Origin of the sequence: Muricauda sp. MAR_2010_75, assembly GCF_000745185.1 — a bacterium.
Lineage (GTDB): Bacteria > Bacteroidota > Bacteroidia > Flavobacteriales > Flavobacteriaceae > Flagellimonas.
The window spans coordinates 2,166,850-2,191,367 of the sequence record NZ_JQNJ01000001.1 but is presented as its reverse complement, the minus strand read 5'-3'; the positions used below and the strand labels follow the sequence as shown (position 1 = coordinate 2,191,367).

Annotated in this window: 21 protein-coding genes; 4 read left to right on the top strand and 17 right to left on the bottom strand. The window is 42.9% G+C overall.

The window, feature by feature from the left end:
- Positions 1–198 precede the first annotated feature (198 nt).
- The 6 genes from FG28_RS09730 to FG28_RS09705 all read right to left on the bottom strand — a co-directional run bounded on the left by FG28_RS09730 (position 199) and on the right by FG28_RS09705 (position 6,868).
- The gene (locus FG28_RS09730; protein WP_036382356.1) at positions 199–828 is read right to left on the bottom strand and encodes a hypothetical protein; all 630 of its coding nucleotides are present in this window, start codon (positions 826–828) and stop codon (positions 199–201) included.
- Positions 829–868: 40 nt separating this feature from the next.
- Positions 869–1,168: an HPF/RaiA family ribosome-associated protein gene (locus FG28_RS09725; protein ID WP_036382353.1), complete on the bottom strand. Its 300-nt coding sequence runs from the start codon at positions 1,166–1,168 to the stop codon at positions 869–871.
- 77 nt (positions 1,169–1,245) lie between these two features.
- On the bottom strand, positions 1,246–2,565 hold the full coding sequence (locus tag FG28_RS09720; protein WP_036382351.1) for an ATP-dependent 6-phosphofructokinase: 1,320 nt from the start codon (positions 2,563–2,565) through the stop codon (positions 1,246–1,248).
- 12 nt (positions 2,566–2,577) lie between these two features.
- Positions 2,578–4,194: a phosphoenolpyruvate carboxykinase (ATP) gene (gene pckA, locus FG28_RS09715; RefSeq protein WP_036382348.1), complete on the bottom strand. Its 1,617-nt coding sequence runs from the start codon at positions 4,192–4,194 to the stop codon at positions 2,578–2,580.
- Positions 4,195–4,212: 18 nt separating this feature from the next.
- Entirely contained in the window at positions 4,213–6,048 is a 1,836-nt protein-coding gene (locus tag FG28_RS09710) for an SLC13 family permease (RefSeq protein ID WP_036382346.1), read from the bottom strand.
- 28 nt (positions 6,049–6,076) lie between these two features.
- Positions 6,077–6,868 (bottom strand): universal stress protein, encoded by a 792-nt coding sequence (locus FG28_RS09705; protein WP_036382345.1) that lies wholly within the window; start codon positions 6,866–6,868, stop codon positions 6,077–6,079.
- A gap of 194 nt (positions 6,869–7,062) precedes the next feature.
- On the opposite strand from FG28_RS09705, the gene FG28_RS09700 reads away from it, so the two are divergent.
- Together FG28_RS09700 and FG28_RS09695 are read left to right on the top strand one after the other, a co-directional pair.
- A complete protein-coding gene (locus tag FG28_RS09700) occupies positions 7,063–8,019 on the top strand; it encodes an ROK family protein (protein WP_036382343.1) in 957 nt (318 codons plus the stop codon).
- A gap of 153 nt (positions 8,020–8,172) precedes the next feature.
- Complete coding sequence (locus tag FG28_RS09695; protein ID WP_036382341.1) at positions 8,173–8,898, top strand: energy transducer TonB; 726 nt, start codon at positions 8,173–8,175, stop codon at positions 8,896–8,898.
- A 57-nt stretch (positions 8,899–8,955) separates the two neighbouring features.
- Here FG28_RS09695 and FG28_RS09690 read toward each other — a convergent pair whose 3' ends face one another.
- Entirely contained in the window at positions 8,956–10,131 is a 1,176-nt protein-coding gene (locus FG28_RS09690; RefSeq protein ID WP_036382339.1) for a succinylglutamate desuccinylase/aspartoacylase family protein, read from the bottom strand.
- Positions 10,132–10,133: 2 nt separating this feature from the next.
- Entirely contained in the window at positions 10,134–11,978 is a 1,845-nt protein-coding gene (locus FG28_RS09685) for a CBS domain-containing protein (protein WP_036382337.1), read from the bottom strand.
- Between the two features lie 160 nt (positions 11,979–12,138).
- Between FG28_RS09685 and hemN the strand changes: the two genes are divergently transcribed.
- Together hemN and FG28_RS09675 are read left to right on the top strand one after the other, a co-directional pair.
- On the top strand, positions 12,139–13,497 hold the full coding sequence (gene hemN / locus FG28_RS09680) for an oxygen-independent coproporphyrinogen III oxidase (protein WP_036382335.1): 1,359 nt from the start codon (positions 12,139–12,141) through the stop codon (positions 13,495–13,497).
- Positions 13,498–13,513: 16 nt separating this feature from the next.
- A complete protein-coding gene (locus FG28_RS09675; protein WP_036386431.1) occupies positions 13,514–14,335 on the top strand; it encodes a universal stress protein in 822 nt (273 codons plus the stop codon).
- A 93-nt stretch (positions 14,336–14,428) separates the two neighbouring features.
- On the opposite strand, the gene FG28_RS09670 is transcribed toward FG28_RS09675, so the two are convergent.
- The 9 genes from FG28_RS09670 to FG28_RS09630 all read right to left on the bottom strand — a co-directional run bounded on the left by FG28_RS09670 (position 14,429) and on the right by FG28_RS09630 (position 24,442).
- Positions 14,429–15,697 carry an acetyl-CoA hydrolase/transferase family protein gene (locus tag FG28_RS09670; RefSeq protein ID WP_036382334.1) on the bottom strand — a complete coding sequence of 423 codons (1,269 nt, stop codon included), beginning with the start codon at positions 15,695–15,697 and terminating at the stop codon, positions 14,429–14,431.
- A 13-nt stretch (positions 15,698–15,710) separates the two neighbouring features.
- Positions 15,711–16,421 (bottom strand): sulfite exporter TauE/SafE family protein, encoded by a 711-nt coding sequence (locus FG28_RS09665; protein ID WP_036382332.1) that lies wholly within the window; start codon positions 16,419–16,421, stop codon positions 15,711–15,713.
- A 2-nt stretch (positions 16,422–16,423) separates the two neighbouring features.
- Positions 16,424–16,870, bottom strand: a complete 447-nt coding sequence (locus FG28_RS09660; RefSeq protein WP_036382330.1) for a FixH family protein — start codon at positions 16,868–16,870, stop codon at positions 16,424–16,426.
- A gap of 97 nt (positions 16,871–16,967) precedes the next feature.
- On the bottom strand, positions 16,968–18,377 hold the full coding sequence (gene ccoG, locus FG28_RS09655) for a cytochrome c oxidase accessory protein CcoG (protein ID WP_036382328.1): 1,410 nt from the start codon (positions 18,375–18,377) through the stop codon (positions 16,968–16,970).
- 52 nt (positions 18,378–18,429) lie between these two features.
- Positions 18,430–19,389, bottom strand: coding sequence for a cbb3-type cytochrome c oxidase N-terminal domain-containing protein (locus FG28_RS09650; RefSeq protein WP_036382326.1), 960 nt, complete (start codon positions 19,387–19,389; stop codon positions 18,430–18,432).
- A 4-nt stretch (positions 19,390–19,393) separates the two neighbouring features.
- On the bottom strand, positions 19,394–19,582 hold the full coding sequence (locus tag FG28_RS09645; RefSeq protein WP_036382324.1) for a cytochrome c oxidase subunit IV: 189 nt from the start codon (positions 19,580–19,582) through the stop codon (positions 19,394–19,396).
- 2 nt (positions 19,583–19,584) lie between these two features.
- On the bottom strand, positions 19,585–21,786 hold the full coding sequence (gene ccoN, locus FG28_RS09640; protein WP_036382322.1) for a cytochrome-c oxidase, cbb3-type subunit I: 2,202 nt from the start codon (positions 21,784–21,786) through the stop codon (positions 19,585–19,587).
- 2 nt (positions 21,787–21,788) lie between these two features.
- A complete protein-coding gene (gene ccoS / locus FG28_RS09635; protein ID WP_036382321.1) occupies positions 21,789–21,998 on the bottom strand; it encodes a cbb3-type cytochrome oxidase assembly protein CcoS in 210 nt (69 codons plus the stop codon).
- A 59-nt stretch (positions 21,999–22,057) separates the two neighbouring features.
- Complete coding sequence (locus FG28_RS09630) at positions 22,058–24,442, bottom strand: heavy metal translocating P-type ATPase metal-binding domain-containing protein (protein ID WP_036382320.1); 2,385 nt, start codon at positions 24,440–24,442, stop codon at positions 22,058–22,060.
- Positions 24,443–24,518: the final 76 nt, after the last annotated feature.

The following is a 24,518-nucleotide window of genomic DNA, read 5'->3' as shown; positions in this document are numbered from 1 at the left end:
AGTTAGGGGCAATAACTGAATAATTCCGTAAATTAGAAGAAATTACACTATTATGGCAGATGAAATTTCTTTTGGGAATAAACTTATGGTTGGGTTTCTACGGATAATGGTCTTTGTGCTGATTGTTATTTTAATTGCGATACCCGTTTGTATTTTGTTGGACTTTCTTGGCGTTTTGGAAGCCATAGGTCTATCTTCCTAGTAAAAAATGATTTCCTGTTCCCCCATTTTGTCCGTTACCAATTTAATGTAGGTGTCGATCGTCTTATCAACCTTTACCGTCTCTGCGACATCAAGGTCACCTCTCCAGATCAATTCCATTTCCTTTCCATCACAAATGCAGTATAAGGAGGTTTCTACATGGTATATATTGAATGAATCATAGGACTCAGGATCGTAATAAATATCTTGATGCTCCAAATAGTCCGTACTGAAACGCATGAACATCCTATCAATATTGTGCACCTTTTCTTTTAATGTTCTCTTGCTCTCTGTTCCCACCACCTTGGTGAACAGAATGGCGTCAAAATCCTTGTCCAACAACTGTTGTTCCACTAGGGCAAGTTCTTCTTCAGATCGTTGGGATGATGTAAACTCAACATCAAAAACATCTATGCTGCGCATGGCTTCAACCTTTTTTGCTTCCAATTTATCGACCAATCTGGTCTCAAACTCCATGCGTATATTCTCATCCTGAGCCAACCCAACCACAAGTACCTTATGGGCATCAAAAAGCACGATATCTGGATTTTTCCATGTGCTTACAAGCTTGGTACTGGAACAACCCATGAGGAGTAAAATACCGATGACCAGAATTTTTGCTTTCATTGGAATGGATTTAAAACTTCATGCGCAGCAAAGATATATTTTAATATGTTGAAAATGTTTCCTGTCTTTTCTCCAACTGTCTTCTTAAATCTTCAATAGTTTCAGCCATGGACTTTTCAAAATCATCGGTATTGGATTTTGCGAAAATTCGTGGGCCGGGGGCACTCAGTTCAATCTCACACACCTTTCCTTCTCCCGTTCTATCATTTTCTTGCTTAAAAAGCACATTGGCCTTGATCAACCAACTATATTTTTTCTCCAAACCTTCCAGTTTTTTCATTAAAAGTTCAGTTAATGATTCACTGGTTTTCATTTTTTGATATTGAACATGTACTTCCATGATAATTGTTTTGATTTATTTCAAAGCTATGATAGGAAAACAGCAAATTAAATGACAAATATCAGCTTAGAATTGCATTATTGTCCCAATGAGAAAGGTTGACCTGTACTCTGCAGTACCGAAAACCAAAACTCCCCTTCCAAGTCAATCTTTTTTCGTTTTTTGGTCACTTCTGCTATGGGCACATACACATACTTATTGTTCACCTTGCTGGCCACAAATTTGGTCTTTCCTGCCATGGCGCCATGTACCGCATGATACGCCAAACGGCTACAGTACACACTATCACTGGAGTTGGCCGGGGCACTCCTGACAATGTAGCTGGGATCAATGTATTTTATGGTAACCGATTTACCTTTAAAATACTCCCCTATCTTCTCCTTCAGGAATAGACCAATATCCTCATGTTTTATGTTGCCCGAAGCATCCTTAATTCCTCGTTTCTCTGTAAACAGTTGCTGACCCGCGCCTTCGGCCACCACAATTACGGCATGTTTTTTCTGCTCCAGACGTCGTTCCAAAACCTTTAGGAACCCTTCATCTCCATCCAAGGTAAAATCCATTTCTGGAATAAGCACAAAGTTTACCACAGGCATGGCCAAAGCGGCAGAAGCGGCGATGAATCCACTGTCCCTGCCCATCAATTTTATTATTGTGATACCGTTATAGGCCCCTGTTGCTTCGTTATGGGCGTCCCTAAGGATGGGACTGGCCACATCAAATGCAGTTTCATACCCAAAGGATTCATCAATCAGGTCAATATCGTTGTCAATGGTCTTCGGAATCCCCACCACACTGATCTTTGAATTGCGTTTCATGATTTCCTCCCCAATGGCATTGACCCCTTTTAAGGTTCCATCGCCACCAATTGCAAAAAGCATGTCAATGTTGTTGTTTTCCAATGTGTCCACCATCACTGAAACATCTTGGGCGCCCCGGGAAGACCCCAGAAAGGTTCCCCCAAATTGATGAATATCCTTCACCTTGTCGGGCGTCAACTCCACAAACTCATGTCCTTTTTCCGGATTGAGCCCTTCGTACCCGTAGGGTACGCCTATTATCCGCTTTACACCATAGAAATAATGCAACGCCATAACCACACCACGAATTACATTGTTGATTCCCGGACATAATCCACCACAGGTAACAATGGCCGCAGAAGACTTTCCAGGCTCAAAAAAGATATCCTGTCTGGGCCCTGCTTTTTCTAAACAAAGCGGTTCTTCACCGGTTTGGAGACACTGATTGTAACGTTCCATGGACAAATCAAAAACGAACCTGTCCGTGTCTCGGATGAAGTTAAAAATCTTATCTCCCTTAACCTTGCTCAACTGTAGGGGCGAGTTGAATCTGGCAGGTCCTAAATTTTCTATTTGAAATTGGTTTTTGCTATCCACTTTGCTTTGTTCTTAAAAATGTTCGGTCAAGCTGTGATGTGAGTCAATCAATGGTCCTCCATTTAGGATTTCTTCTGAAGCTTCACTCGCAAACTTATCAAAATTTAAATGGAATGAATGTGCCAATTGAATGGCCTTGCTTACATAGGCTCCTTTTTGCAACCAAGTGTTCATGGGATCCAACAACTCCGATGGTACACCTGGGCAATACTTTGGCATGTGCAACCCAAAGATAGGGTGAACCTCGTAATCCACCTCATCCAATTTTCCTTCCAGAATGGCCGAAATCATAGCGCGGGTGTATTTGAGTTTTATTCGCGAGCCTACGCCATAAGGTCCACCACTCCATCCGGTATTGATCAACCAGACATTTACGCCGGCCGCTCTCATTTTATCACTCAACATTTCAGCATATACGGTAGGATGTAATGGCATGAAAGGCTCTCCAAAACATGCGGAGAAAGATGGTACCGGCTCATTGATTCCTGCCTCTGTTCCAGCTACCTTGGCTGTATATCCTGAGATAAAATGGTATGCGGCCTGACCCGGCGTCAGTTTTGACACTGGAGGCAATACGCCAAAAGCGTCACAGGTGAGAAAAAATATATTTTTTGGGTTCGATGCATACGAAGGCACCTGAATATTATCGATATGATCAATAGGATAGCTCACACGTGTATTTTGGGTGATGCTGCTATCAAAATAGTCCACTTCTTTGGTTCCTTTCTTAAAGACTACATTTTCCAAAAGTGCGCCAGGACGAATGGCCCGATAAATATCAGGTTCCTTTTCCTCGGTAAGGTCAATCACTTTTGCGTAGCACCCCCCTTCAAAATTGAAAATGGTGTCCTCCTTGGTCCAGCCGTGTTCATCATCACCAATCAATTTGCGGTCTGGGTCTGCGGACAGCGTAGTTTTTCCAGTTCCGGAAAGTCCAAAGAAGATTGCGGTATCCCCTGCTTCACCAACATTGGCAGAACAATGCATGGGCAACACCTCTTTTTCAATGGGAAGGATTAAATTGAGGGCAGAGAAAATACCTTTTTTCATTTCACCTGTATAGGCAGAACCTCCTACCAAGGCAATCTTTTTGGTGAAATTCAATATGGAGAAATTACCGCTGAGGATTCCCACTTCTGAAGGGTTGGGTGCTTCATATCCAGGGGCACAAAGCACCAACCACTCCTCCTCAAAGTTTTCCAGTTCACTTTCGTCCAGTCGTAAAAACATATTTTTAATGAAGTAGTTGGACCAAGGATATTCGGTGATGGTCCGCACATTCATTCGGTATTTTGGTTCAGCACAAACGTAGGCATCGCGCACATAGACTTCCTTGCCACTAAGATATTTTACCACTTCAGCATGGAGCTTATCAAAGTTTTCCGGGGATATGGGTTTATTTATTCTACCCCACCATACCTTGTCTTTGGTATAGTCATCCTTAACCAAAAATCGGTCTTTTGGGGAGCGCCCTGTAAATTTTCCAGTTTTTACACATAAGGTGCCATTCTCGGTCTCCACGCCCATTCCCTTTTCCACCGTTATTTTTTGAAGTGTTTCGGCATCAAGGTTCCAATGTGCCGTAACATCCTTTAATCCGTATTTGCCTAAATCTTTGGTAGTGCTCATATCTGTTGTTTTTATAGGTTAGAAGCTCCATATCCATGGAACCAATAATAGTGTTGCCAAAAAGAACAGGAGAAGCAAAGGTCCTCCTACTTTTAGATAATCCGAAAATTTATATCCCCCTGCGGCCATCACCATAGCATTTGTAGTGGTGCCCACCGGGGTTAAAAAAGCTGTTGAGGCACTCACGGCCACCGCTATCATAAACGGTTTTGGTGACACTCCCAACGTCATTGACGCCATAATAGCGATTGGTGCCATTAAAACCGCCGTGGCCGAATTATTGATGGCCTGACTGAACGCAGCCGTCAATAAAAATATACCCGCCAATAAGGCCGATGGGTGTATGGCTCCCAAACTCTCCACCAAACTGTTTGCGGCCAATTGGGCCACGCCTGTTTTCTGCAAGGCCAATCCCATGGGAATCATGGCTGCAATCATTACCACGCTGGTCCAGCTGATACCCTTGTATGCTTTTGATATGGGTACACAGCCTGTCAACATCATAATTCCGGCGCAGATTAAAGCGGCTATTGCTCCTGGAAGCACATTGAGCACCAAAAGCAATACCATCAATACAAGAGTGCCCAGCGCGATATAGCTTTTGGGCGTCAACACATCCACATTTTTGGCCAGTGCCTCGGGGCTTCCCGAAATCACCAAATTTTCATACATCGATGTGAGACCCTCAATATTGTCCCATTGTCCCCGAATGATAAAGGCGTCGCCAGCTTCAATTTTTATTCTCCCGCCTAAAGGACGGTTATGTCTTGAAGCAGCCAACAACTGGATTCCGGTCTGACTTAAATAATGCCCCAATGGAATGGTCTTCCCCACAAAAACAGAGTTTGGGGTAATGATCATTTCGGCCATACCCACTTCTTGATTGATCAATTCTCTTTTGAGGGTATCTTTTTCCGGTTTCCAAGGAACTACCCCCAAATGAAATTTCAACACCAGTTTATCCACATCCTCGGCCTCTCCCTTTACTGTGATGATGTCGTGGTAGCGCATTTCGGTATCTGGTCCCGGCATTTCTACAAACTGGTGTATGCCTTGAAGTGGATTGGGGTGCCTTCTTTTTAATCGCATTATGGAAACTTTATGAGCTTCCTCAAAATCCCAATCGCCCATATTGGTATTTATCAATTGGGACATGGATCTAATTCGCAGGCGATACATATTGTCTCCAATACTATAGTTCTTGATCCACTTATGCATCTCCTGATCAATGGCCATAGGCCTATTATCCGTTCGGTGGTTGGGAAGCAATTTATGTCCCAAATACCGAAAATAGAGTATGGAAATGATTAATAACGGAACACCGATCAGTCCAAATTCAAAGAACGAAAACCCTGAAATGCCATTTTCCTCCAGCGCATTGCTTACGATAATATTGGGAGGTGTACCCGTTAGGGTCAACAACCCTCCCGTATTCGACCCAAAGGCCACCGGTATCAATAATTTTGATGGCAATGTGCCCGCATTCCAAGCAGCGGTTACCGTTACCGGCAATAAAGCGGCCACCGTACCAGTATTGCTCACAAAACCAGAGAGCAAACTGGAGCCCAAGGTTATGATGACCAATAACTTGGGCACACTTTTTTTTGCCCACTTCACAAACCACTGACCTGCAACCGCTGTCCAACCTGTTCTGGAAAGCCCTTCTCCAATGATGAACAAGGCTGCGATCATAATGACCGTTGGATTGCTAAACCCCGACAAGGTTTCACCAATATTCAACACCCCGGCCAAATAAAGTGAGAGCATCGCCATTAGGGCCACCACATCTGGGGGGAACTTCCCCCAAACAAACAGTATGATCGTAATACCCAATATTACCAGCAGTGGCAGCATGCTTTCTTATTGAATGGGGGTTATAGTATTAGTCCAACGCCAGGACCGGAATCTCTGAATGCAACGTTAACAGTTTGGTTAAACGGCCTTCGGACGGAGTGCTCTTTTCAGTATGGTTTCTGGGCAAAATGGCCAACATATCAATGTTCTTTTCATTGATGTAGTCCAAAATACCTTCTTCCACATCTTCATTTTTGTTGAAGGCGTGCTCCACATAAAAATGCTCCAAATAATATTCCAACAAATTCTCTGTGCTGTCTACTACAGAGTCCTCGGCATAAACAGATTCCTTATAAATGGTTAAAACATGGACTTTGGAGTCAAACGTACGGGCAATGTCCAAGAGGGTAGTAAGTACCTCTTTGTCGTCAATTTTTTCACCGCCCATCACCAAAGCAATGTCCTTGGGTTCTTTTATGCTGCATCCATAAGGGATGGATATCACAGGGCAATTGGCATCGAGCACCAATCTAGAGGTATTGGTAATGGCCTCATCGGTGATTTTGTCTCCCATGGTGCCCATCATGATCAGATCTGCATTGCTTTCCTCTTCCACTTTTAAGATCGTACTGATCAAGTCTCCGGTAGCTGTTTGAAAATCAGGTTCAACCTTGAATCTTACGTTGAAGGATTCCACCACTTTTGTAAAATCTTTCTTCAATTCATCTTCTTCCGCCTTGCTGGTTGGCATTACACCCACGTATAGGGCCAAAATGGCGATGGGTCTATCTGAACCCACAAAATTGGCCACGTACTCCAATGCATTCAAAGAGGCTTCTGAAAAATCGAAAGGGACTACTATTTTTTTTATATTGCTCATACCTCAAATTTTAAATTATTCAAAACTTTCATTTCAAAAGTAGAGTCGTCCTGCGACCTAAAATATGACAGAAGTCAGGTTTCTAACTTTTGAACCATATTAACAAAAAATCTCCCTATTTAAAAGCCTTCGGAGTTATTTTTTGAAATCATAATGGTTATATTTAAAAACAACAAAAGCATACTAGTTTAACTATGGATATTGTAATAGGTGTGGATATTGGTGGAACCAAAACCAAGATAGGGCTGGTTGACCAAAACGGGGAATGTCTTGAAAAAACTTTTTTTAGGACTAGGGACTTCCCAAACCTGAACGATTATTTGGACCAGATCAAGAGCAAATCGGACGAGCTCGTCCAAAAAATGGGAAATAAGGTCACTGTTTTGGGATGTGGCATTGGAGCTCCAAATGCCTCCAGTAAAAACGGTACCATAGAAAATGCCAGTAATTTAGTATGGAAAGAAAGTGTGCCGATCCTTAAAAAATTACAGGAACGCATGCCCATGCCCATGCGCATTATGAACGATGCAAGTGCTGCAGCCCTTGGCGAAATGCTCTTTGGTGGCGCCAAAAAAATGAAAGACTTTATAGTTATCACCTTGGGCACCGGTTTTGGTGCAGGAATAGTAGCCAATGGCCAATTGATAGATGGGTACGATGGTTTTGCTGGGGAGCTGGGTCATGTGGACATGACCTTGGGTGATGGCAGATTGACCGGGCTTGGGGTAAGGGGCGGACTGGAAGCCTATGTATCCGCCACAGGTTTAAAACGCACCATTTTGTATATGATGAGCAAGTATACGGTGGACAGTAGGTTTAGAAGTGTGGCCTATATCGACCTCCACGGTGAGGATATCACCAAAGCAGCCGAAGAAGGTGATGAGATTGCCCTAAAGGCGTTTGATTATACCGCTAAAATAATGGGATTGGCCTTGGCCAACTTTACGGCATTTACTCAGCCTGAAGCTTTTATTTTAATGGGCGGGCTAACCAATAGTGGAAAATGGATCATGGAACCCTTGGAAAAATATTTCAATGCAAACCTTCTGGAAGTCTATAAGGGTAAAGTAAAACTGATGTATTCTGAAATGGAGGGCAAAACGGCGGCAATTTGCGGTGCTGCTGCACTGATATGGGAAACCCAAAAATAAGATTGATTCCACAGAACTCAATACATTTTTTATAGAGTACTCCTCGCAAAGAAGCTGTCTTTCAATGAGTAACATGTATTTTCAAACCTGATTATTATCATGTTTTTTGGTTAATGACCTAACTATCTTTATCACAATTAAATAGTAAAAGTCATGAAACCAAAAAAGAACCCAAACGCAGAAATAGGCCGCAATAGCAGTCTTTATTTCATGATAGGCCTTACCTCGGTCTTGTTCCTTACATGGCAATCATTGGAAGTGAGATTTTATGAAGAGGAATCCAAGGTTTCAGAAGTTGTTGAAATTATGGATGACCTTAAGGAAGATGTGCCAGTTACAGAAATGTTGCGTACTACTCCACCGCCCCCTCCACCATCTGCACCGGATGTGATAGAAATTGTAGAGGATGTTGAAGAGGTTGAAGAAACTGTTATTGAAAGTACAGAGAGTAGTCAAGAAACCTATATTGAAGATGCTATTGTAAGTGTGGAAGATGTGGAGGTTGAAGAGGTTGAGGAAGATATTGCCGTACCCTTTGCAGTGATTGAATATGTCCCTGTTTTTCCTGGATGCGAGGTTTATGAAACCCAGGCAGAGCGCAAAGCTTGCTTTAATAAAAAAGTACAAGAGCATATTAAGCAAAACTTCAGTTACCCCCCAGCCGCATTGGAAATGCAAATTTCTGGAAGGGTCTATGTGCAGTTTGTGATAGATTCTAAAGGCCATGTTAGCAACATCGAAAAGAGAGGTCCGGATCGTTTATTGGAAGAAGAGGCTGTCAGAATCATTGCCTCATTGCCAAATGTAAAACCTGGAGAACAGCGTGGAAAGGCCGTAAGTGTCAAATACAGTATTCCCATTAACTTTATAGTGGAATAATTTTAAACCCAAAACACAAGGAAAGAGGCTCAATGAATTTTGAGCCTCTTTTTTTATCTAGAACCAATCGGTGTTTTTATATTCATTGTTTCTGGAGGCAATTTCCCTGCTTTTGACCACCAAATGGGTCTCGTCAAACTGTCTGGCCCTGTACCCTAATAAGTGGAAAATTGATTTCGCCATAAAACGGGCAACTCTTTGATCCACGATGAGGGTATCTTTTTTGTCCGACTTCCATTGTACCCCGGGCAATTTCACCAACAAATGATCAACCTTGAAACGTCTCAACTCCTTTGATAACCATAACAAAAACTCAGGGATGGGCCTGATAAAATAAAACCCCTCTCCCCCTTGATCTTGGTACAAGGGCATAAAAATCTGCTTAGCTTTTTTAGTTTTTATCACCTCACCATTGCTGATGGCGATATCTGTTCCCTTAGGTATCTTTTGAAAGTTCACGAATCCAGGAAACATTTTAAATTTGTCCTCTGGCCCAATGGTATGCTGATGGTAGATTTCGTAGAACTTATGGCTTCCATCATCAAAGTTATTCCCATCATTTTTTAAAGTAGGGGCCGCATTGGTCAGTTGAAGGGTAAACGCAATAAAATCGATACAATTTTCCACAGCTTTCCCGTCATTGTGCTGACCACTTTCAAAACCCAACGACACGTAGCCCAATTCATTGATGTAACTCAATAGAGCTCCCTCGAGGTATTCTTCGATCCCCAAAATAATGGGCAATGGGTAGTTTGATGCATATTTTCGGTTCAACAAACTGTCATTCAATACAATAAACGGTGTTGTGTCACTGGAAGTGGTATGTAAATCAATAAAATAGAAGGGAGGGCTTCCCTTTTCCAATATTTCGTGGAGCACACTATACAGTGATTTCAACTCCTCTTCCTCTTCATTGTTCGTATGCTTTTGGGACAATATGTTTTTTATCCGTTCCGGAAACCAAATGCGGTTTAAATCCACCGTTTGAAATCTAACACGCCTGTTCAATGCCCCAAGGTTTCCTGCAACTGCATAGATCTCACCTGAAAGGGCAATATTGTTTGACCTCAACTTCTTAAAAACCTGTTTTAGGGCAACCACCCCTGCGGGTTCATTGCCATGAATCCCTGCAAAGAAAACCACTGTTGGCCCATTGGCATTTCCCTTCAGGTGATCAATTATTCGTTGAACTTTTGCAGTATCCTTCAAGTCAATATTTTGTACTTCTAACATGTTCACAGGTCAACTTTGCTGATGATTCCCACCACATTGGAGTCCACGCAGACCGGTAAGCACCCTATTTGGTGTTCCTTCATTATTTTTTTGGCCATGGGAATTTCGGTTTTGGGCTGTACCGTTATTACATTTTTTATCATAATATCGGACACTCTAGCTCCATTTGTGTCTATTTGCCCCAATTTCTCTATATGGCTCCAGGTCAACAAGCCCACCAACTCACCTTTGGTGTTCTCAACGGGCAGATGATGGATGTTGTTCCACTGCATGATGGAGATGGCCAAGTTGGCAAAATCATCCTCATACAATTTCATGAGCCTTGTGGACATAATTTGACCGACCCATTTAAAAGATTCTTTTTTCTTGGCAATTTCCTTGATGGAAGACCATTCATGTACAGGTTTATTGGTTTTCTGATTGGCATACATTGCCTTGGTCAACTGTACCAACGCACTGTCTTGTTTCATCTGTTTCCTGAGTTCCCTGTAATTCCGGATTTGCCATTCGGCTCCCGTGCCCAAACGAACCCTGGTCTCTACTATGCCCAATAGATTTTGAATGTCCCCATCGTCAATGTTTGCCTTTTTCAACCCTTTGTATGCAATGGGCAACAGTTCTCCCAACACCAATTTTTTAAGGGTTATGGGCATGCCCAACCATGTAAAAACGGTTTGCCTTCCATTCATGGCAGATTTTATAAAATTGAGTTTGGCCTCCCTAAAGTCCATGATAGTGGGTATATTATCAAACTTTTTGGGGCGTCCCAGCATCAATCCCACCCAAAAGGCAAAATTGGCCATTTGATCGGTTATGGACGGTCCCGAAGGAATGTACCGGTTCTCAATACGCAGATGCGGTTTTCCATTACCCACCCCATAACAGGGTCTGTTCCAGCGGTACACCGTGCTATTGAAAAGGTTCAATGCCTCGAGTTTTGGAATATTTCCTTCTTTCAAAATTTCAAGGGAGTTTTTCTCAATGGGTTTGGTCAGAACAATGCGATGGGTGGAAATATCTTCCTTAAAGATTTGAACCACCGATTCTTCTTGCCATCGTTCCCCAAAGAAAACCCGGGCCACTTGTTCCTTCACCGCATTGGTCCATTTACGGGTGTCCAGACTTTGCTGAAAAAGGGCAATACGGGTTTCTTTCCAAAGTTCCTTGCCCAATAGCAGAGGGGAGTTGCAGGAAGCCCCCAAAACCGGTCCCGCTATGGCCTGTGCCCAATTATAACTCTTTATAAAGTCATCGGGCCTTACCTGTAAATGAAGTTGAAAGCTGGTATTGCAGGCTTCAAAAAGTACGGAGTCATGGTGCAATGATAATTCATCCACTCCCTTGATTCTGAGGGTGAAATCATCACCACGCCATGCTTTTAGAACATCATTTATCCTATAATAACGGGGAATGGGGGTCATAAAATCCATCCCTAGCTCATCTTTGGAAATTGTAGGTAGAATCCCGGTCAACAAGACCTTGGCCCCGTGCTTTGCTGCATGGGTTTTGGCCTTTTCCAACAATGCGTTCAGCTGTTTCTCAACCGTTGAAAAACAATTACCTCCAAGTTTCACTGGGTCTAGGTTTGCCTCTAGGTTGTAACTGGCCAGTTCGGTTGTAAAATGTGGATCGTTAATATCCCTGATGACATCCAAGGACAGGGGAGCTGGCCTATATTCACGGTTGATAAGGCACATTTCCTGCTCGGCGCCTATTCGCTGTATATCATCCTCGATCAAGCCGTCCATCATCATTAATTCCAGGGCTCTTATGTCTTCAATTAAATGCTGAACGAACGCTTTGCGCTCTTCCTCATCAAACTTGCTTTCAACGATATGCTCTCCCATCACTAAGGAAATTGAACTTTTATCAATGTTAAAGCTACGAAGTGCCAGAGGGCAAAAAAATGACAGTTATCATATATTGATTTGTACTAGACTGACATTTATCATGTTTTATACTGAACCCTGCCATTAATTTTGGTCATGTAATATAATGGTATGAGTTATGTGTGGATTAGTACAGAAATATAATGTGCCGGGTCCTAGGTACACCAGTTATCCAACGGTTCCGTATTGGGATTTGGACAATTTTTCAGGCAAACGCTGGAAATCTACTGTATTGAAAGCCTTTCAGGAAAATCCCAAAGAAGGTATAAGCCTATATATCCATCTTCCTTTTTGCGAGAGCATGTGCACGTTTTGTGGCTGCCACAAGCGCATCACCAAAAGGCATGAGTTGGAGCTTCCCTACATTAACAGTGTTTTAAAGGAATGGAATCTCTATGTTGACCTATTGGGCACCAAACCCATCATCAAAGAACTCCATTTAGGTGGCGGAACACCCACTTTTTTTTCTCCGGAACACTTAAAAATATTGATTGAAGGAATTCTTCTTCAGGGCAAAAAGGCAGAAGATGCCCAATTCAGTTTTGAAGGACATCCCAACAATACAACCAAAGCGCATCTTCAGGCCCTTTTTGATGTAGGGTTCAGAAGGGTCTGTTACGGTGTGCAAGACTATAATATGACCGTTCAAAGGGCCATCAACCGGGTTCAGCCCTTTGAAAACGTAAAAAACGTGACCGAATGGGCCAGGGAAATAGGTTACACCTCCGTGGGCCATGATATTATCTATGGGCTACCATTTCAGGATTGTGCCCATGTGGAAGAAACCATTAAAAAGACCAACGCCCTGCGCCCGGACCGTATAGCATTTTATAGCTACGCCCACGTGCCTTGGCTCAAGGGAAACGGACAGCGGGGTTACAAGGAAAGTGACCTTCCTTCCTCCGTGGTGAAAAAAGCACAATACGAAATGGGCAAGAGCATGTTGACGGATTTTGGATATAAAGATGTGGGCATGGACCATTTTGCCCTTCCATCAGATGACCTGTATACCGCATTGACCCATGGTACCCTACACCGAAACTTTATGGGGTATACCCCATCCAAGACCAAATTAATGATAGGTCTTGGTGTATCCAGCATCAGTGATAGTTGGTATGGATTTGCCCAAAACGTAAAAAGTCTGGAAGAATATGAACATTTGGTTTCGCACGGAGTTATCCCTATTTTTAGGGGACATATCCTTAACCAAGAGGACGAAATCATAAGAAAGCACATTCTTAACCTTATGTGCCGATTTGAAACTTCTTGGGAAATGGAAGAAGCTAAGGTGGTCGATTTTCAAAGTATCATCGAAAACCTATCTGAAATGGAATCTGATGGCTTGGTGGAGATTGGGGAAAATAAGATTTCAGTGACCGAAAAAGGCAGACCTTTTGTGAGGAACATCAGTATGGCCTTTGACTTAAAACTACACCGGAAGAAACCGGAAACCCGAATATTCTCCATGACCGTTTAACCTAAAAATGAAACAAATGAAAAGTATAGTTGTACCTGTAGATTTTTCAGAACAATCTGAAAATGCCCTAAAAGTGGCCGCATCACTGGCCAAAGAAAACAATGCCGAGTTGTTGGTGCTGCACATGTTGGAGCTTTCACCGGCAATTATGAGCGAATCGGGCTATGTATCCCAAGAACAAGTGGTCCATTTGATCAAGATCGGGGAAAAACGATTTGCCGATTTTTTGGACAAACCCTATTTAAAGGATGTCAATATTGTTCCCGTTATTAAACATTACAAAGTGTTCAGTGAGGTGAACGAAGTTGCCGAAAAACACAATGCAGATCTTATTGTAATGGGCTCCCACGGCACCGATGGGCTCCAAGAAATCTTTATAGGGTCCAATACCGAGCGCGTTGTTCGTACCTCTGATGTTCCCGTATTGGTCATTAAAGGCGAAATGAATGGGTTTAAACCCAAAAACTTTGTCTTTGCCTGTGATTTTTCGGAAGAAAATATTTCAGCCCTCAAAAAAGCCATGGAAATGGCCAAACTTCTTAAGGCCAAATTACAATTGGTATATGTGAACACCCCGGGAGATGAATTTTTAAGTACCGATGATGCCTACGAAAAAATCTCAAAGTTTTTGGATACGGCCAAACTTGGTGTGGCAGTGGAAATCTATAATGACTACACTGTTGAAAAAGGAGTCCTCAATTATTGTGATAAGGTCATGGCCGATATCATTGGCATACCCACACACGGTAGAAGGGGATTGTCCCATTTTTTCATGGGAAGTATAGGTGAGGATATTGCCAATCATTCCAATATCCCCGTAATGACCTTTAAAATTTAATGGGTTGCATTTTTGATTGGTTTCGTGCAATTCAAAAAAAGGGGAGTCAGCATAAACTGGCTCCCTTTTTTAGTTCTTTATCCAAGGAAAAGCTTATCCGTGAAATCGGTTATACGCCTCCTTTTCCAAGGTCTCCCTATGGTCTGGGTGTGCAATGGATATCAAGGCTTTGGCCCGCTGTTGTAGATTTTTTCCAAATAGATTCACCACGCCGTATTCTGTGGCCACGTAGTGCATGTGGGCACGCGTGGTGGTCACCCCAGCGCCTTGCTTTAAAAAGGGCACTATTTTGGAAACTCCTTTCTTTGTGCTGGATGACATGGCTATGATGGGCTTGCCTCCCGGTGAAAGTGAGGCTCCCCGCATAAAATCCATTTGGCCACCAACTCCAGAGAACTGGTATCCACCAATGGTATCTGCACATACCTGACCAGTAAGGTCAATTTCTATGGCACTGTTTATAGCTGTTGCCTTTGGGTTCCTTCGGATTCTGGCAGTGTCGTTGGTATATCCAGAGTCCCTAAAATCGCATATGGGATTATCGTCTATAAAATCATACAGTTTTCGGGAACCTACCGCAAAGCAGCTCACAATTTTACCACGTTTTACCGCTTTTTCTTTTCCATTGATAACCCCGCTTTCTATCAAAGGCAATACGCCATCCGAAAACATTTCGGTATGGATGCCCAGGTTTTTATGGTTTCCCAAGTTGGACAGTACCGCATTGGGTATGTTTCCTATTCCCATTTGCAAAGTGGCGCCATCTTCTATCAATGAGGCCACATGCCTACCGATTTCGTGTTCCACTTCCGATATTTCGGTGGGTTCGTGCTCGTGAATGGGCCTATTTACCTCTATGGCAAATTCAATCTCATCCACATGCACAATCCCGGTGCCATGGGTTCGGGGTACTTTAGGATTTATCTGGGCGACAATTTTTTTGGCGGTACGTACCGCGGGCAATGCCACATCAACCGAAACTCCCAAAGAACAATACCCGTGTTTATCCGGTGGTGAGACTTGGACAAAAGCTATATCCAATGGAAGGTATTCGTCAGCAAACAACCAAGGTATTTCACTCAAAAAAACCGGGATATAGTCGCCCATATACGTATTGACAAAGGGCCTTACGTTACCTCCAACAAAACATGAATTCAGGGTAAAAGCTTCACAAAACGGCTTTCTCGTGTACTTTGCATCCCCTTCGGTGTGGATGGAAATTATCTCCACGTTTTTAAGTTCATCGTGCCGCTCGCAAAGGGCATCGATCAATTCATTTGGGGTCATGGCCGCTCCTTGGAAGAAGACCCGGTCTCCTGATTTAACAATTCCTACTGCTTCTTCCGCTGATGTTATTTTCATTATGGATTGATTTTTAAGGTTGATGGCATTCTATGGTCGCCATTACGGAATTTGTGGGAGCAGATTTTGGGGAAACATAAGGTATGCCCAATCCCAGTCCACGTACAATAAACAATATGCCTATAATGACCACAAATACCGGTATCAATTTTTTTATTCTAGATTTAATGGATGTACTCAACATTCCTTTGGAATACACCACCAAAGACATGAGGGGAACCGTTCCCAGGCCAAAAATCATCATGTAAAGCCCCCCTTCCAATGCATTTCCCATGGCTATGGCGCCCAACAGGGCCATATAGACCAAACCGCAGGGCAAAAACCCGTTCAAAAAGCCAATGGTCAAAAACGTATCGGGTGTTTTTTTCTTGAGTTCAGCCCCAAGTTTGGATTTTACCTTGCCAATAATTGAGTAAATGGGCGACAACAGCCTATGTCCGTTCAGGTATTTTCCCGGAATGAGCACCAAAACAATCATAAGTACACCAATACCGATGGAAAGCTTCTGTTGAATTCCGAACAAGGACAATCCCTTGCCCAAAAGTCCAAATAGCACACCAATAATGCCATAGGCCAGTAACCTTCCGAAATGGTAAATGGACAGTTGTGCGGTCTTTTTAACACCATTGTTTTGATCTAAGGGCAACATAAAGGCTATTGGCCCGCACATGCCCAAGCAATGCAGACTTCCCAAAAGACCCAGAACCAATGCGGAGGTCAACATATTCAGTACACCAATTTTTCTTTATGTAAAAAGGAATTACCTTCGTACTTCCAGCTTATGGAAATGTCCCAGCGACCGTCTACCAAGCGATTGTCAGGTATGAGCAAATGTGTTTTGGATAAACTTATAGGAAAGTCTGTATCCAAATGCTTGTTAGACGGTCTGTATAGGGACACTGTTCCACTTATTTTTTTGGGGTCGAAACGCTCTGGAAAATAAATCACCAAGCCTTCACCCGTTCTTTCAACCTTTAGGTTGGCATTCATTTCCGTTGCTGTCTTTGATGCGTCTATCTCCTGCTGATAGGATAGTTCTTTCTTATAATATTGCTCGGTTACCAAATCGTGGTTGGCCCTATCATCTGTACTCATCCTGAAGACGAAGTATAAAATAAAGGTTATAAACCCTATAAACGCCAATACAATTCCCGTTCCCCAATTAATCTTCATTTTTTTATTGTTTTAAACTTAATTATAAAGCAATCTTGTTTGTTTTAACTATCAGCCTGCATCTCACTACTCACAGCTCAAATCTCACATCTAATGTCTAATTATAGCTTCTTGGTGCCAAAAACTGGGTCACCGTGGTCTCTATAAGTTTATCCCCACTATACACCCCTATTTTTAATTTGTCCTTATCGCCATTCAATGCTGAGGCGTTTATTTCTATGAACAGGGTTCCTTCGGTCAATTCTTCAGCTGGAACGGTAAATGTATCTTGGGAAACCATTTTAATCTCTCCGTTGTGCGACATCAACCCAAAAGACACATTTTCAATATCCTTGGTGGTCTTGTTCACCAATTTATAGGTGTACACATTACTGATGATGTTGTTCTCCTTACGCTCGTACAATTGCCCGGGCAATCGCAAAATATTGGCCTCAACTTCATTCCGCAAAAACAACATTCCAATAAGGATACCGGTCAACACAACCAAAACTGCCGTATAGCCCTTCATACGGGGCGTAAACTTAAATTTGGCTTTTTTGGTAATTTCGTCCTCACTTGCATAACGGATCAACCCCCTGGGCCTATCGATGCTATCCATGATATGGTCGCACTCATCAATACAAGCAGTACAGTTTACGCACTCCAATTGGGTTCCATTACGAATGTCAATTCCCGTAGGGCAAACATTTACGCACTGGAAGCAATCAATACAATCCCCATGTCCTAGAGCATCCCTGTCTTCATTTTTTCTAAATTTTTTACGGCCATTTTCTCCTTCTCCCCGTTTGTGGTCGTAGGCCACCACAATGGATTTATTATCCAAAAGCACCCCTTGCAATCGTCCATACGGACAGGCAATGATACATACCTGTTCCCGGAACCATGCAAAGATGAAATAAAAGACCCCTGTAAAAATCAGTAATGGAACCATGGTTCCCAAATGGGCCATGGGGCCATCAATAACATACTGAATCAATTTGTCACTGCCAATCAAATAGGCCAAAAAGACATTGGCTATCAGAAATGAAATAATGAAAAAGATAATCCACTTCAATACTCTTTTTCCAATCTTTTTTCCTGTCCAAGGTGCTTTGGCCAATCGCATTTGAGCACCTCTGTCCCCATCAATCCAATATTCAATCCTACGGAAGACCATTTCCAAGAAAATGGTCTGGGGACACATCCAACCACAAAAAATACGACCATAGGCAACCGTAAAAAGTGCAATGAAAATCACGCCTATGATCATGGAAACGACCACTAAGTGAAAATCCTGGGGCCAAAACGGAAGTCCAAAGATATTGAAACGGCGCTCCAGCACATTGAACATTAAAAATTGGTGCCCATTGATCTTAACGAAAGGGGCTGCTATCAAGAAAATGAGTAGAAAGTAACTAACATATTTTCTATACTCATAGTAGCGCCCACTGGGCTTCTTTGGAAAAATCCAATTCCGCTTTCCTTCTTGTGTGATCGTGCCTATGGAATCCCTAAAATTCTCTTCCATCGAATGTATAATTTATCGATTCATTATTCTACCATAGACGTCCCTAAAAGGGCTAATTCATGGCAACATCTGTTGAATCTGAAGCTTGTTCTGCGGGTGGCGTTTCAGATTCTGTTCCGTTGGTGTCCTCAGGAGCATTTGGATCCACCCATATTTCTCCTTCAGGTGCTTTTGGATTGGCAGGTGCGGTACCTCCCAATGAGATAACATAGCTGGCCACCTGTGCAATTTCGGCAGGTTTAAAACTCTGTTTCCAGGCGACCATCCCTTTTCCGTCTCGACCCCCTTCGGAAATTGTGGTGAAGACATTTTTGATGCCTCCTCCCAAAATCCAGTATTCATCGGTTAGGTTTGGGCCTATACCACCGCCGCCATCTGCCATATGACAAACCACACAATTGGTTTGGAAGATTTTCTCGCCCGCGCTCAAATCGGCTGGATCGGATAAAAATTCGACCGTGCTGGCATCCACCAAATCCTTGGCTGTTTTTTTGTATTCCTCAATAGCTGCTTGTGCCGCGGCAACCTCCTGTTCATATTCCAGTTCTTGGTCGTAATCTCCAATGACATGGAACCTTACCAGATACACCACTGCAAACACAATTGTCGCATAGAAAAGGTAAACCCACCAAGGCGGCAATACATTGTCCAACTCTCGGATACCATCGTAATTGTGGTCCAGGACAATTTCGCCCTCACGCTCAATGGAGCGGCTCTTGGTCAATTTTTTCATAAGGTTTTTGGCCCATGTCCATTCTAATTTCTTGTTTTTGGCTTCCAGGTAACGTTCCTTGCCTTCTTCGGAAAGGGTTTGGAACATAATGTTCTCAATGGAACCTAAAATCAGTTCTATGGCAATAAGAATCATCAGCACCAACAGCATAAAAAACTGGGTGATGGGATATTCAATTATTGCGGGTTTGTCCCCGGAGTCTATAAAGAATTCCATCAATCCGAAGATCAAAAAGAATAAAACCGGGACTCGTATCCACCATGGTGTTTTTGTGCTCATAATATTATAGTTTGTTTTGTTGATCTTCGTTATCCAAGGGCAGTTCGGACATCTCCTTTATATGTTCTTTGGTGGCGGTAACTACCCACCAGAACAAGAGAACAAAAAACACAAAGAAGATGAGGAGTGAAACCATGGGGTAGTTGGCTATCCCATCAATGGTTTCCATATGTTCTTTTACAAATTTCAACATGGCTATTTGTTTTGAGATATAGTTTCTTCTGTTCCTTCAATTTTGATATCGGTACCCAATCGCTGCAGATAGGCTATCAGGGCCACGATTTCACGATCTCGCATTTCCACAAAATCCAATCCGTTTTCCTCAGCATACTTTTTATCCGCTTCATAGGTTCTCTCGAATTCTGGGTCTGTGTAAAGGTTCTTTTCTATTTGTGCTGCCTGTTCTGCCATGGATTGAGGAGCATTGGCAATGTCTTCTTCTGTATAAGGCACTCCAAGTTTAACCATTGTCTCCATTTTGGCCTGAACATCGCTTCGGTCGTGCTCGTCCGTTACCAACCATTCATACGATGGCATAATGGAGCCTGCCGAGGTACTTTGTGGATCGTACATATGGTTCAGGTGCCAGCTATCGGAATATTTCCCTCCAACCCGTAATAAATCTGGGCCAGTACGTTTACTACCCCACAAGAAGGGGTGGTCGTACACAAATTCCCCTGCCTTGGCGTACTCACCATAACGCTCCACCTCACTTCGGAACGGTCGAATCATTTGTGAGTGACAGCCCACGCAACCTTCCCTGATATATAGGTCTCGTCCTTCCAGTTCCAATGGTGTATACGGTTTAACACTTGTTATGGTCGGGATGTTGGATTTTACCAAAATGGTGGGCACAATCTGAATGATTCCTCCGATCAAAATGGCAATGGTGGCCAAGATGGTCAACTGCACTGGTTTTCTTTCCAACCAATTGTGGAAAGTTTCGCCAGCTACTCTTCTTTTCGCAACACGTTCCAATGCTGGAGCTTCTGCTGCTTCATCTTCAACCTTGCTACCTGATCTAATGGTTCTTACCACATTATACAGCAGCACGAACATACCCAAGATGTACAACGAACCTCCAATGGCCCGCATCCAGTACATGGGGATGATTTGGGTAACGGTTTCCAAGAAGTTACCATATACCAAAGTTCCATCCGGGTTAAATTCTTTCCACATCAAGGCTTGGGTAAATCCAGCTACGTACATGGGCAGGGCATACAATACAATACCCAAGGTTCCGATCCAGAAGTGGAAGTTGGCCAATCCTTTGGAATACAAATTTGTTTTGAACATTCGGGGCACCAACCAATAGATCATACCAAAGGTCAAGAACCCGTTCCAGGCCAATGCACCTACGTGCACGTGGGCAATGATCCAGTCACTAAAGTGTGCAATGGCATTTACGTTCTTCAAGGAAAGCATAGGGCCTTCAAACGTGGCCATACCATAACCTGTAATGGCAACTACCATAAATTTTAATGTAGCATCGGTGCGTACCTTGTCCCACACCCCGCGAAGGGTCAACAATCCGTTGATCATACCACCCCAAGATGGTGCTATCAACATTACGGAGAATACCACTCCTAGGTTCTGTGCCCAATCTGGCAAGGCAGAATACAACAAGTGGTGGGGACCTGCCCAGATATAAATGAATATCAGCGACCAGAAGTGGACGATGGACAGTCTATAGGAATAAATGGGCCTGTTCGCCGCTTTGGGAACAAAGTAGTACATCAACCCCAAGAAAGGCGTGGTCAAGAAAAACGCAACCGCATTGTGACCGTACCACCATTGTACCAAAGCATCTTGTACACCAGCATAAACTGAGTAACTCTTCAATGCGGTCACTGGCAACTCCAAGCTATTGAAGATGTGCAACACGGCTACGGTTACAAATGTGGCAAGGTAGAACCAAATGGCCACATATAGGTGCCGTTGCCTTCTTTTTAAGATGGTACCGATCATGTTCCAGCCAAAAACTACCCAAACCACTGCAATGGCCAAATCTATCGGCCATTCCAATTCTGCGTATTCTTTGGATGTTGTATACCCCAAGGGCAAAGTCAAGGCTGCGGCGACAATGATCAATTGCCAGCCCCAAAAGTTGATGTTGCTCAGGACATCACTGAACATTCTTGCTTTCAATAAACGTTGCAGCGAGTAATACACCCCTGCAAAAATGGCGTTACCCACAAATGCGAAGATCACGGCATTGGTATGCAGTGGACGCAAACGTCCAAAGCTTAACCAAGAAATACCTTCGGTAACATTGGGGAACAAAAACATAAAGGCCAACAAGAGACCTACTGACATACCCACCACGCCCCATAGAATAGTGGCGTATAGGAACTTTTGCACGATTTTGTTATCGTAGCGGAACTGTTGTATTTCCATATTTATTGGTTTGTACTTTTAGTTTGTTTGATTTCCTTTTTATTTAGGTTCGATTTATCCTTGTCCTTGACCACCTCATCCTCAAACAACATTCTTACCGATGGGGTATAGGTATCGTCGTATTGTCCGCTTTTTACCGAAAAAACAAAGGCTACAAAAAAGACCACGGCCACCGTTATGCTTATGGCCAACAACACATAAATAACACTCATACCTGCCTGAATTTAGGGGTAAAACTACTGTGATGGTATTCCTCAAAAAATGACATATATCAGCTTTCTAAAGTTTTTAATTCCTTTCCTAGATAATTTGTTGCCAGGGTGGTGAACACCACAATACTAATGGAACTCAATGGCATTAAAATAGCGGCTATCACGGGCTGCAATTGGCCTGTAATGGCAAAATACAGTCCTACGACATTGTAGCAGAGCGACAACAAAAAACTCATTTTTATAACGCTCATGGACCTCTTGGACAGTTTTATGAATTTTGGCAACTTTTGTAATTTGCTGGCGTCCAAAATGCCGTCACAAGCTGGCGAAAACACGTTGATGTTCTCCGAAACTGCCAAGCCCACATCGCTTTGGGCCAAGGCGCCTGCATCGTTCAATCCATCGCCCACCATCAAAACTTTGTGCTTTTCCTGCAGATTTTTGATGTATTCCAACTTATCCTCCGGCCTTTGGTCAAATAGCATCTTTGTTTTTTCAGGAAGTACTTTTTGCAACTGTTCTTTTTCCCCATCGTTATCGCCCGAAAGAATGCCAAGTTCCAAATCGCTCGATAGTTCATCAAATATTTGGCTCATCCCCTCCCGATACGTATTCTTGAACACAAATCTTCCTTTTATGTCTTCATCTGCACTCACATAGACCGAAGTGTTCATTAAGGCATTAGCCTTACTTTCCCCAACGTAGGAAGCCGACCCCACTTTTATGGAATGTTGGTTGTATTTCCCTTCAATGCCTTTTCCTGTATGTTCTTGGAACTCTTCCAGGGTCATGATGGCATTCGACTTTAAAATAGTGTAGAGCGAGCGGCTTAAGGGGTGGTTGGAGGCCCTTAAGGTTGTTTTTAAAAGTGCCGTTTCTTCCTCCGTAAGTTCCATACCTTCATAATGGATGGTATCTTTTTGATTGGTGGTGAGCGTTCCCGTTTTATCAAAAATAGCGGTATCAATTTTTGACAAGCGTTCAATTACATTGGTGTTCTTCAGGTAGAATTTATGCTTTCCAAAAATGCGAAGCATATTCCCCAAAGTAAAGGGGGCCGCTAAAGCAATGGCACAAGGACAGGCAATAATCAATACCGAAGTGAACACATTGAGGGCCAAGCTCGGGTCAAAAATCAACCAAAAAACAGTGGCCAGTGTAGCAATGCTCAACACGGCAATGGTAAATCGTTTACCAATACTATCGGTAAGGGTCTGGAACTGGCTGGCTTTGTCTTTTGAAAAGATGGAGTTGCCCCACAGTTGGGTTAGATAGCTTTGGGATACGGATTTTAACACCTCAACTTCCAAAACTCCTGAAAGTTGTTTGCCGCCCGCAAACAGTTTTTCTCCCGATTCCTTAAATACGGCTTCGGACTCGCCCGTTACAAAACTGTAATCGATTTCAGCGGTTCCTTTGATGAGGATACAATCCACGGGAATGATCTCGTAGCTACGGATCAGCACCCTGTCCCCTACCTCAATATTGTAAATCTGAACATTTTCCTCCTCCCCGTTTTTCTTCAGGCGGGTAACGGCTATCGGAAAATAGGATTTGTAATCCCTTTCAAAGGAAAGATAAGCGTATGTTTTTTGTTGAAAGAATTTCCCCAACAACAGAAAGAACACCAAGCCCGTGAGGCTATCAAAAAAACCAGAGCCCAAATCAAACACAATGTCTGCCGTGCTCCGTAAAAAGAGGACCAATATTCCCAAGGCGATGGGCACATCAATATTCAACAGTTTGGAGCGGATGCCCTTATAAGCGGAAATAAAATAATCTTGCGAAGCATAGAATACCACGGGCAGGGAAAAGGCGAACATCAACCAACGGAAAACGTGCTTGTACTGGTCCAGCCAAAATTCCTCGACCTCAAAATACTCAGGAAACGAAAACAGCATCACATTGCCAAAGGCAAAACCAGCCACACCCAATTTGTATATTAAGGAACGGTCCACCTTTTTCCCTTTCTTGTTGTACTCCTCCAAAGAGATATAGGGCTCGTACCCGATGCTTCCCAACAAAAGCACCAGCGCCTTTAAGGAAAAATCTTCTGTTTTGTATGTAACCCTTATGGTCTTTTTGGGAAAGTCGACTTGTGAAACTTTAATGGCCGAATGCAGTTTGTTCAGGTTTTCCAGCACCCAGATACAGGAACTGCAATGGATGGTAGGAATGCTTAGACTTACCACCTGCACACCGTCTTCATTAAATTCCAAGAGCTGTTGTACAATTTCTTGGTTGTCCAAAAAATCGTATTTCTGACGGATTTCATTCGGCGTTGTTCCTGCCTTACCTTCTATTTCGTAATAGGTGGACAGTCCGTTCGACGTAAAAATCTCGTAAACGGTCTTGCAACCATTACAACAAAAATCCTTATCATCAAACTGAACAGTGCCTTTACCACACTCGTCCCCACAATGATAACAGGTTAGGTCTGTCATTTCACATTTGCTTTACCTGATGCAAATTTGTAATACTCTTCTTCTTAAAAATATGATATTTATCAGTAAATTATAA

What these genes read in the sequence shown, in the direction of transcription:
- FG28_RS09730 (WP_036382356.1), bottom strand. Translation starts at nt 828, where the DNA reads ATGAAAGCAAAAATTCTGGTCATCGGTATTTTACTCCTCATGGGTTGT.
- FG28_RS09725 (WP_036382353.1), bottom strand. Translation starts at nt 1,168, where the DNA reads ATGGAAGTACATGTTCAATATCAAAAAATGAAAACCAGTGAATCATTA.
- pckA (WP_036382348.1), bottom strand. Translation starts at nt 4,194, where the DNA reads ATGAGCACTACCAAAGATTTAGGCAAATACGGATTAAAGGATGTTACG.
- FG28_RS09710 (WP_036382346.1), bottom strand. Translation starts at nt 6,048, where the DNA reads ATGCTGCCACTGCTGGTAATATTGGGTATTACGATCATACTGTTTGTT.
- FG28_RS09705 (WP_036382345.1), bottom strand. Translation starts at nt 6,868, where the DNA reads ATGAGCAATATAAAAAAAATAGTAGTCCCTTTCGATTTTTCAGAAGCC.
- FG28_RS09700 (WP_036382343.1), top strand. Translation starts at nt 7,063, where the DNA reads ATGGATATTGTAATAGGTGTGGATATTGGTGGAACCAAAACCAAGATA.
- FG28_RS09695 (WP_036382341.1), top strand. Translation starts at nt 8,173, where the DNA reads ATGAAACCAAAAAAGAACCCAAACGCAGAAATAGGCCGCAATAGCAGT.
- FG28_RS09690 (WP_036382339.1), bottom strand. Translation starts at nt 10,131, where the DNA reads ATGTTAGAAGTACAAAATATTGACTTGAAGGATACTGCAAAAGTTCAA.
- FG28_RS09685 (WP_036382337.1), bottom strand. Translation starts at nt 11,978, where the DNA reads ATGGGAGAGCATATCGTTGAAAGCAAGTTTGATGAGGAAGAGCGCAAA.
- hemN (WP_036382335.1), top strand. Translation starts at nt 12,139, where the DNA reads ATGTGTGGATTAGTACAGAAATATAATGTGCCGGGTCCTAGGTACACC.
- FG28_RS09675 (WP_036386431.1), top strand. Translation starts at nt 13,514, where the DNA reads ATGAAAAGTATAGTTGTACCTGTAGATTTTTCAGAACAATCTGAAAAT.
- FG28_RS09670 (WP_036382334.1), bottom strand. Translation starts at nt 15,697, where the DNA reads ATGAAAATAACATCAGCGGAAGAAGCAGTAGGAATTGTTAAATCAGGA.
- FG28_RS09665 (WP_036382332.1), bottom strand. Translation starts at nt 16,421, where the DNA reads ATGTTGACCTCCGCATTGGTTCTGGGTCTTTTGGGAAGTCTGCATTGC.
- FG28_RS09660 (WP_036382330.1), bottom strand. Translation starts at nt 16,870, where the DNA reads ATGAAGATTAATTGGGGAACGGGAATTGTATTGGCGTTTATAGGGTTT.
- ccoG (WP_036382328.1), bottom strand. Translation starts at nt 18,377, where the DNA reads ATGGAAGAGAATTTTAGGGATTCCATAGGCACGATCACACAAGAAGGA.
- FG28_RS09650 (WP_036382326.1), bottom strand. Translation starts at nt 19,389, where the DNA reads ATGAGCACAAAAACACCATGGTGGATACGAGTCCCGGTTTTATTCTTT.
- FG28_RS09645 (WP_036382324.1), bottom strand. Translation starts at nt 19,582, where the DNA reads ATGTTGAAATTTGTAAAAGAACATATGGAAACCATTGATGGGATAGCC.
- ccoN (WP_036382322.1), bottom strand. Translation starts at nt 21,786, where the DNA reads ATGGAAATACAACAGTTCCGCTACGATAACAAAATCGTGCAAAAGTTC.
- ccoS (WP_036382321.1), bottom strand. Translation starts at nt 21,998, where the DNA reads ATGAGTGTTATTTATGTGTTGTTGGCCATAAGCATAACGGTGGCCGTG.
- FG28_RS09630 (WP_036382320.1), bottom strand. Translation starts at nt 24,442, where the DNA reads ATGACAGACCTAACCTGTTATCATTGTGGGGACGAGTGTGGTAAAGGC.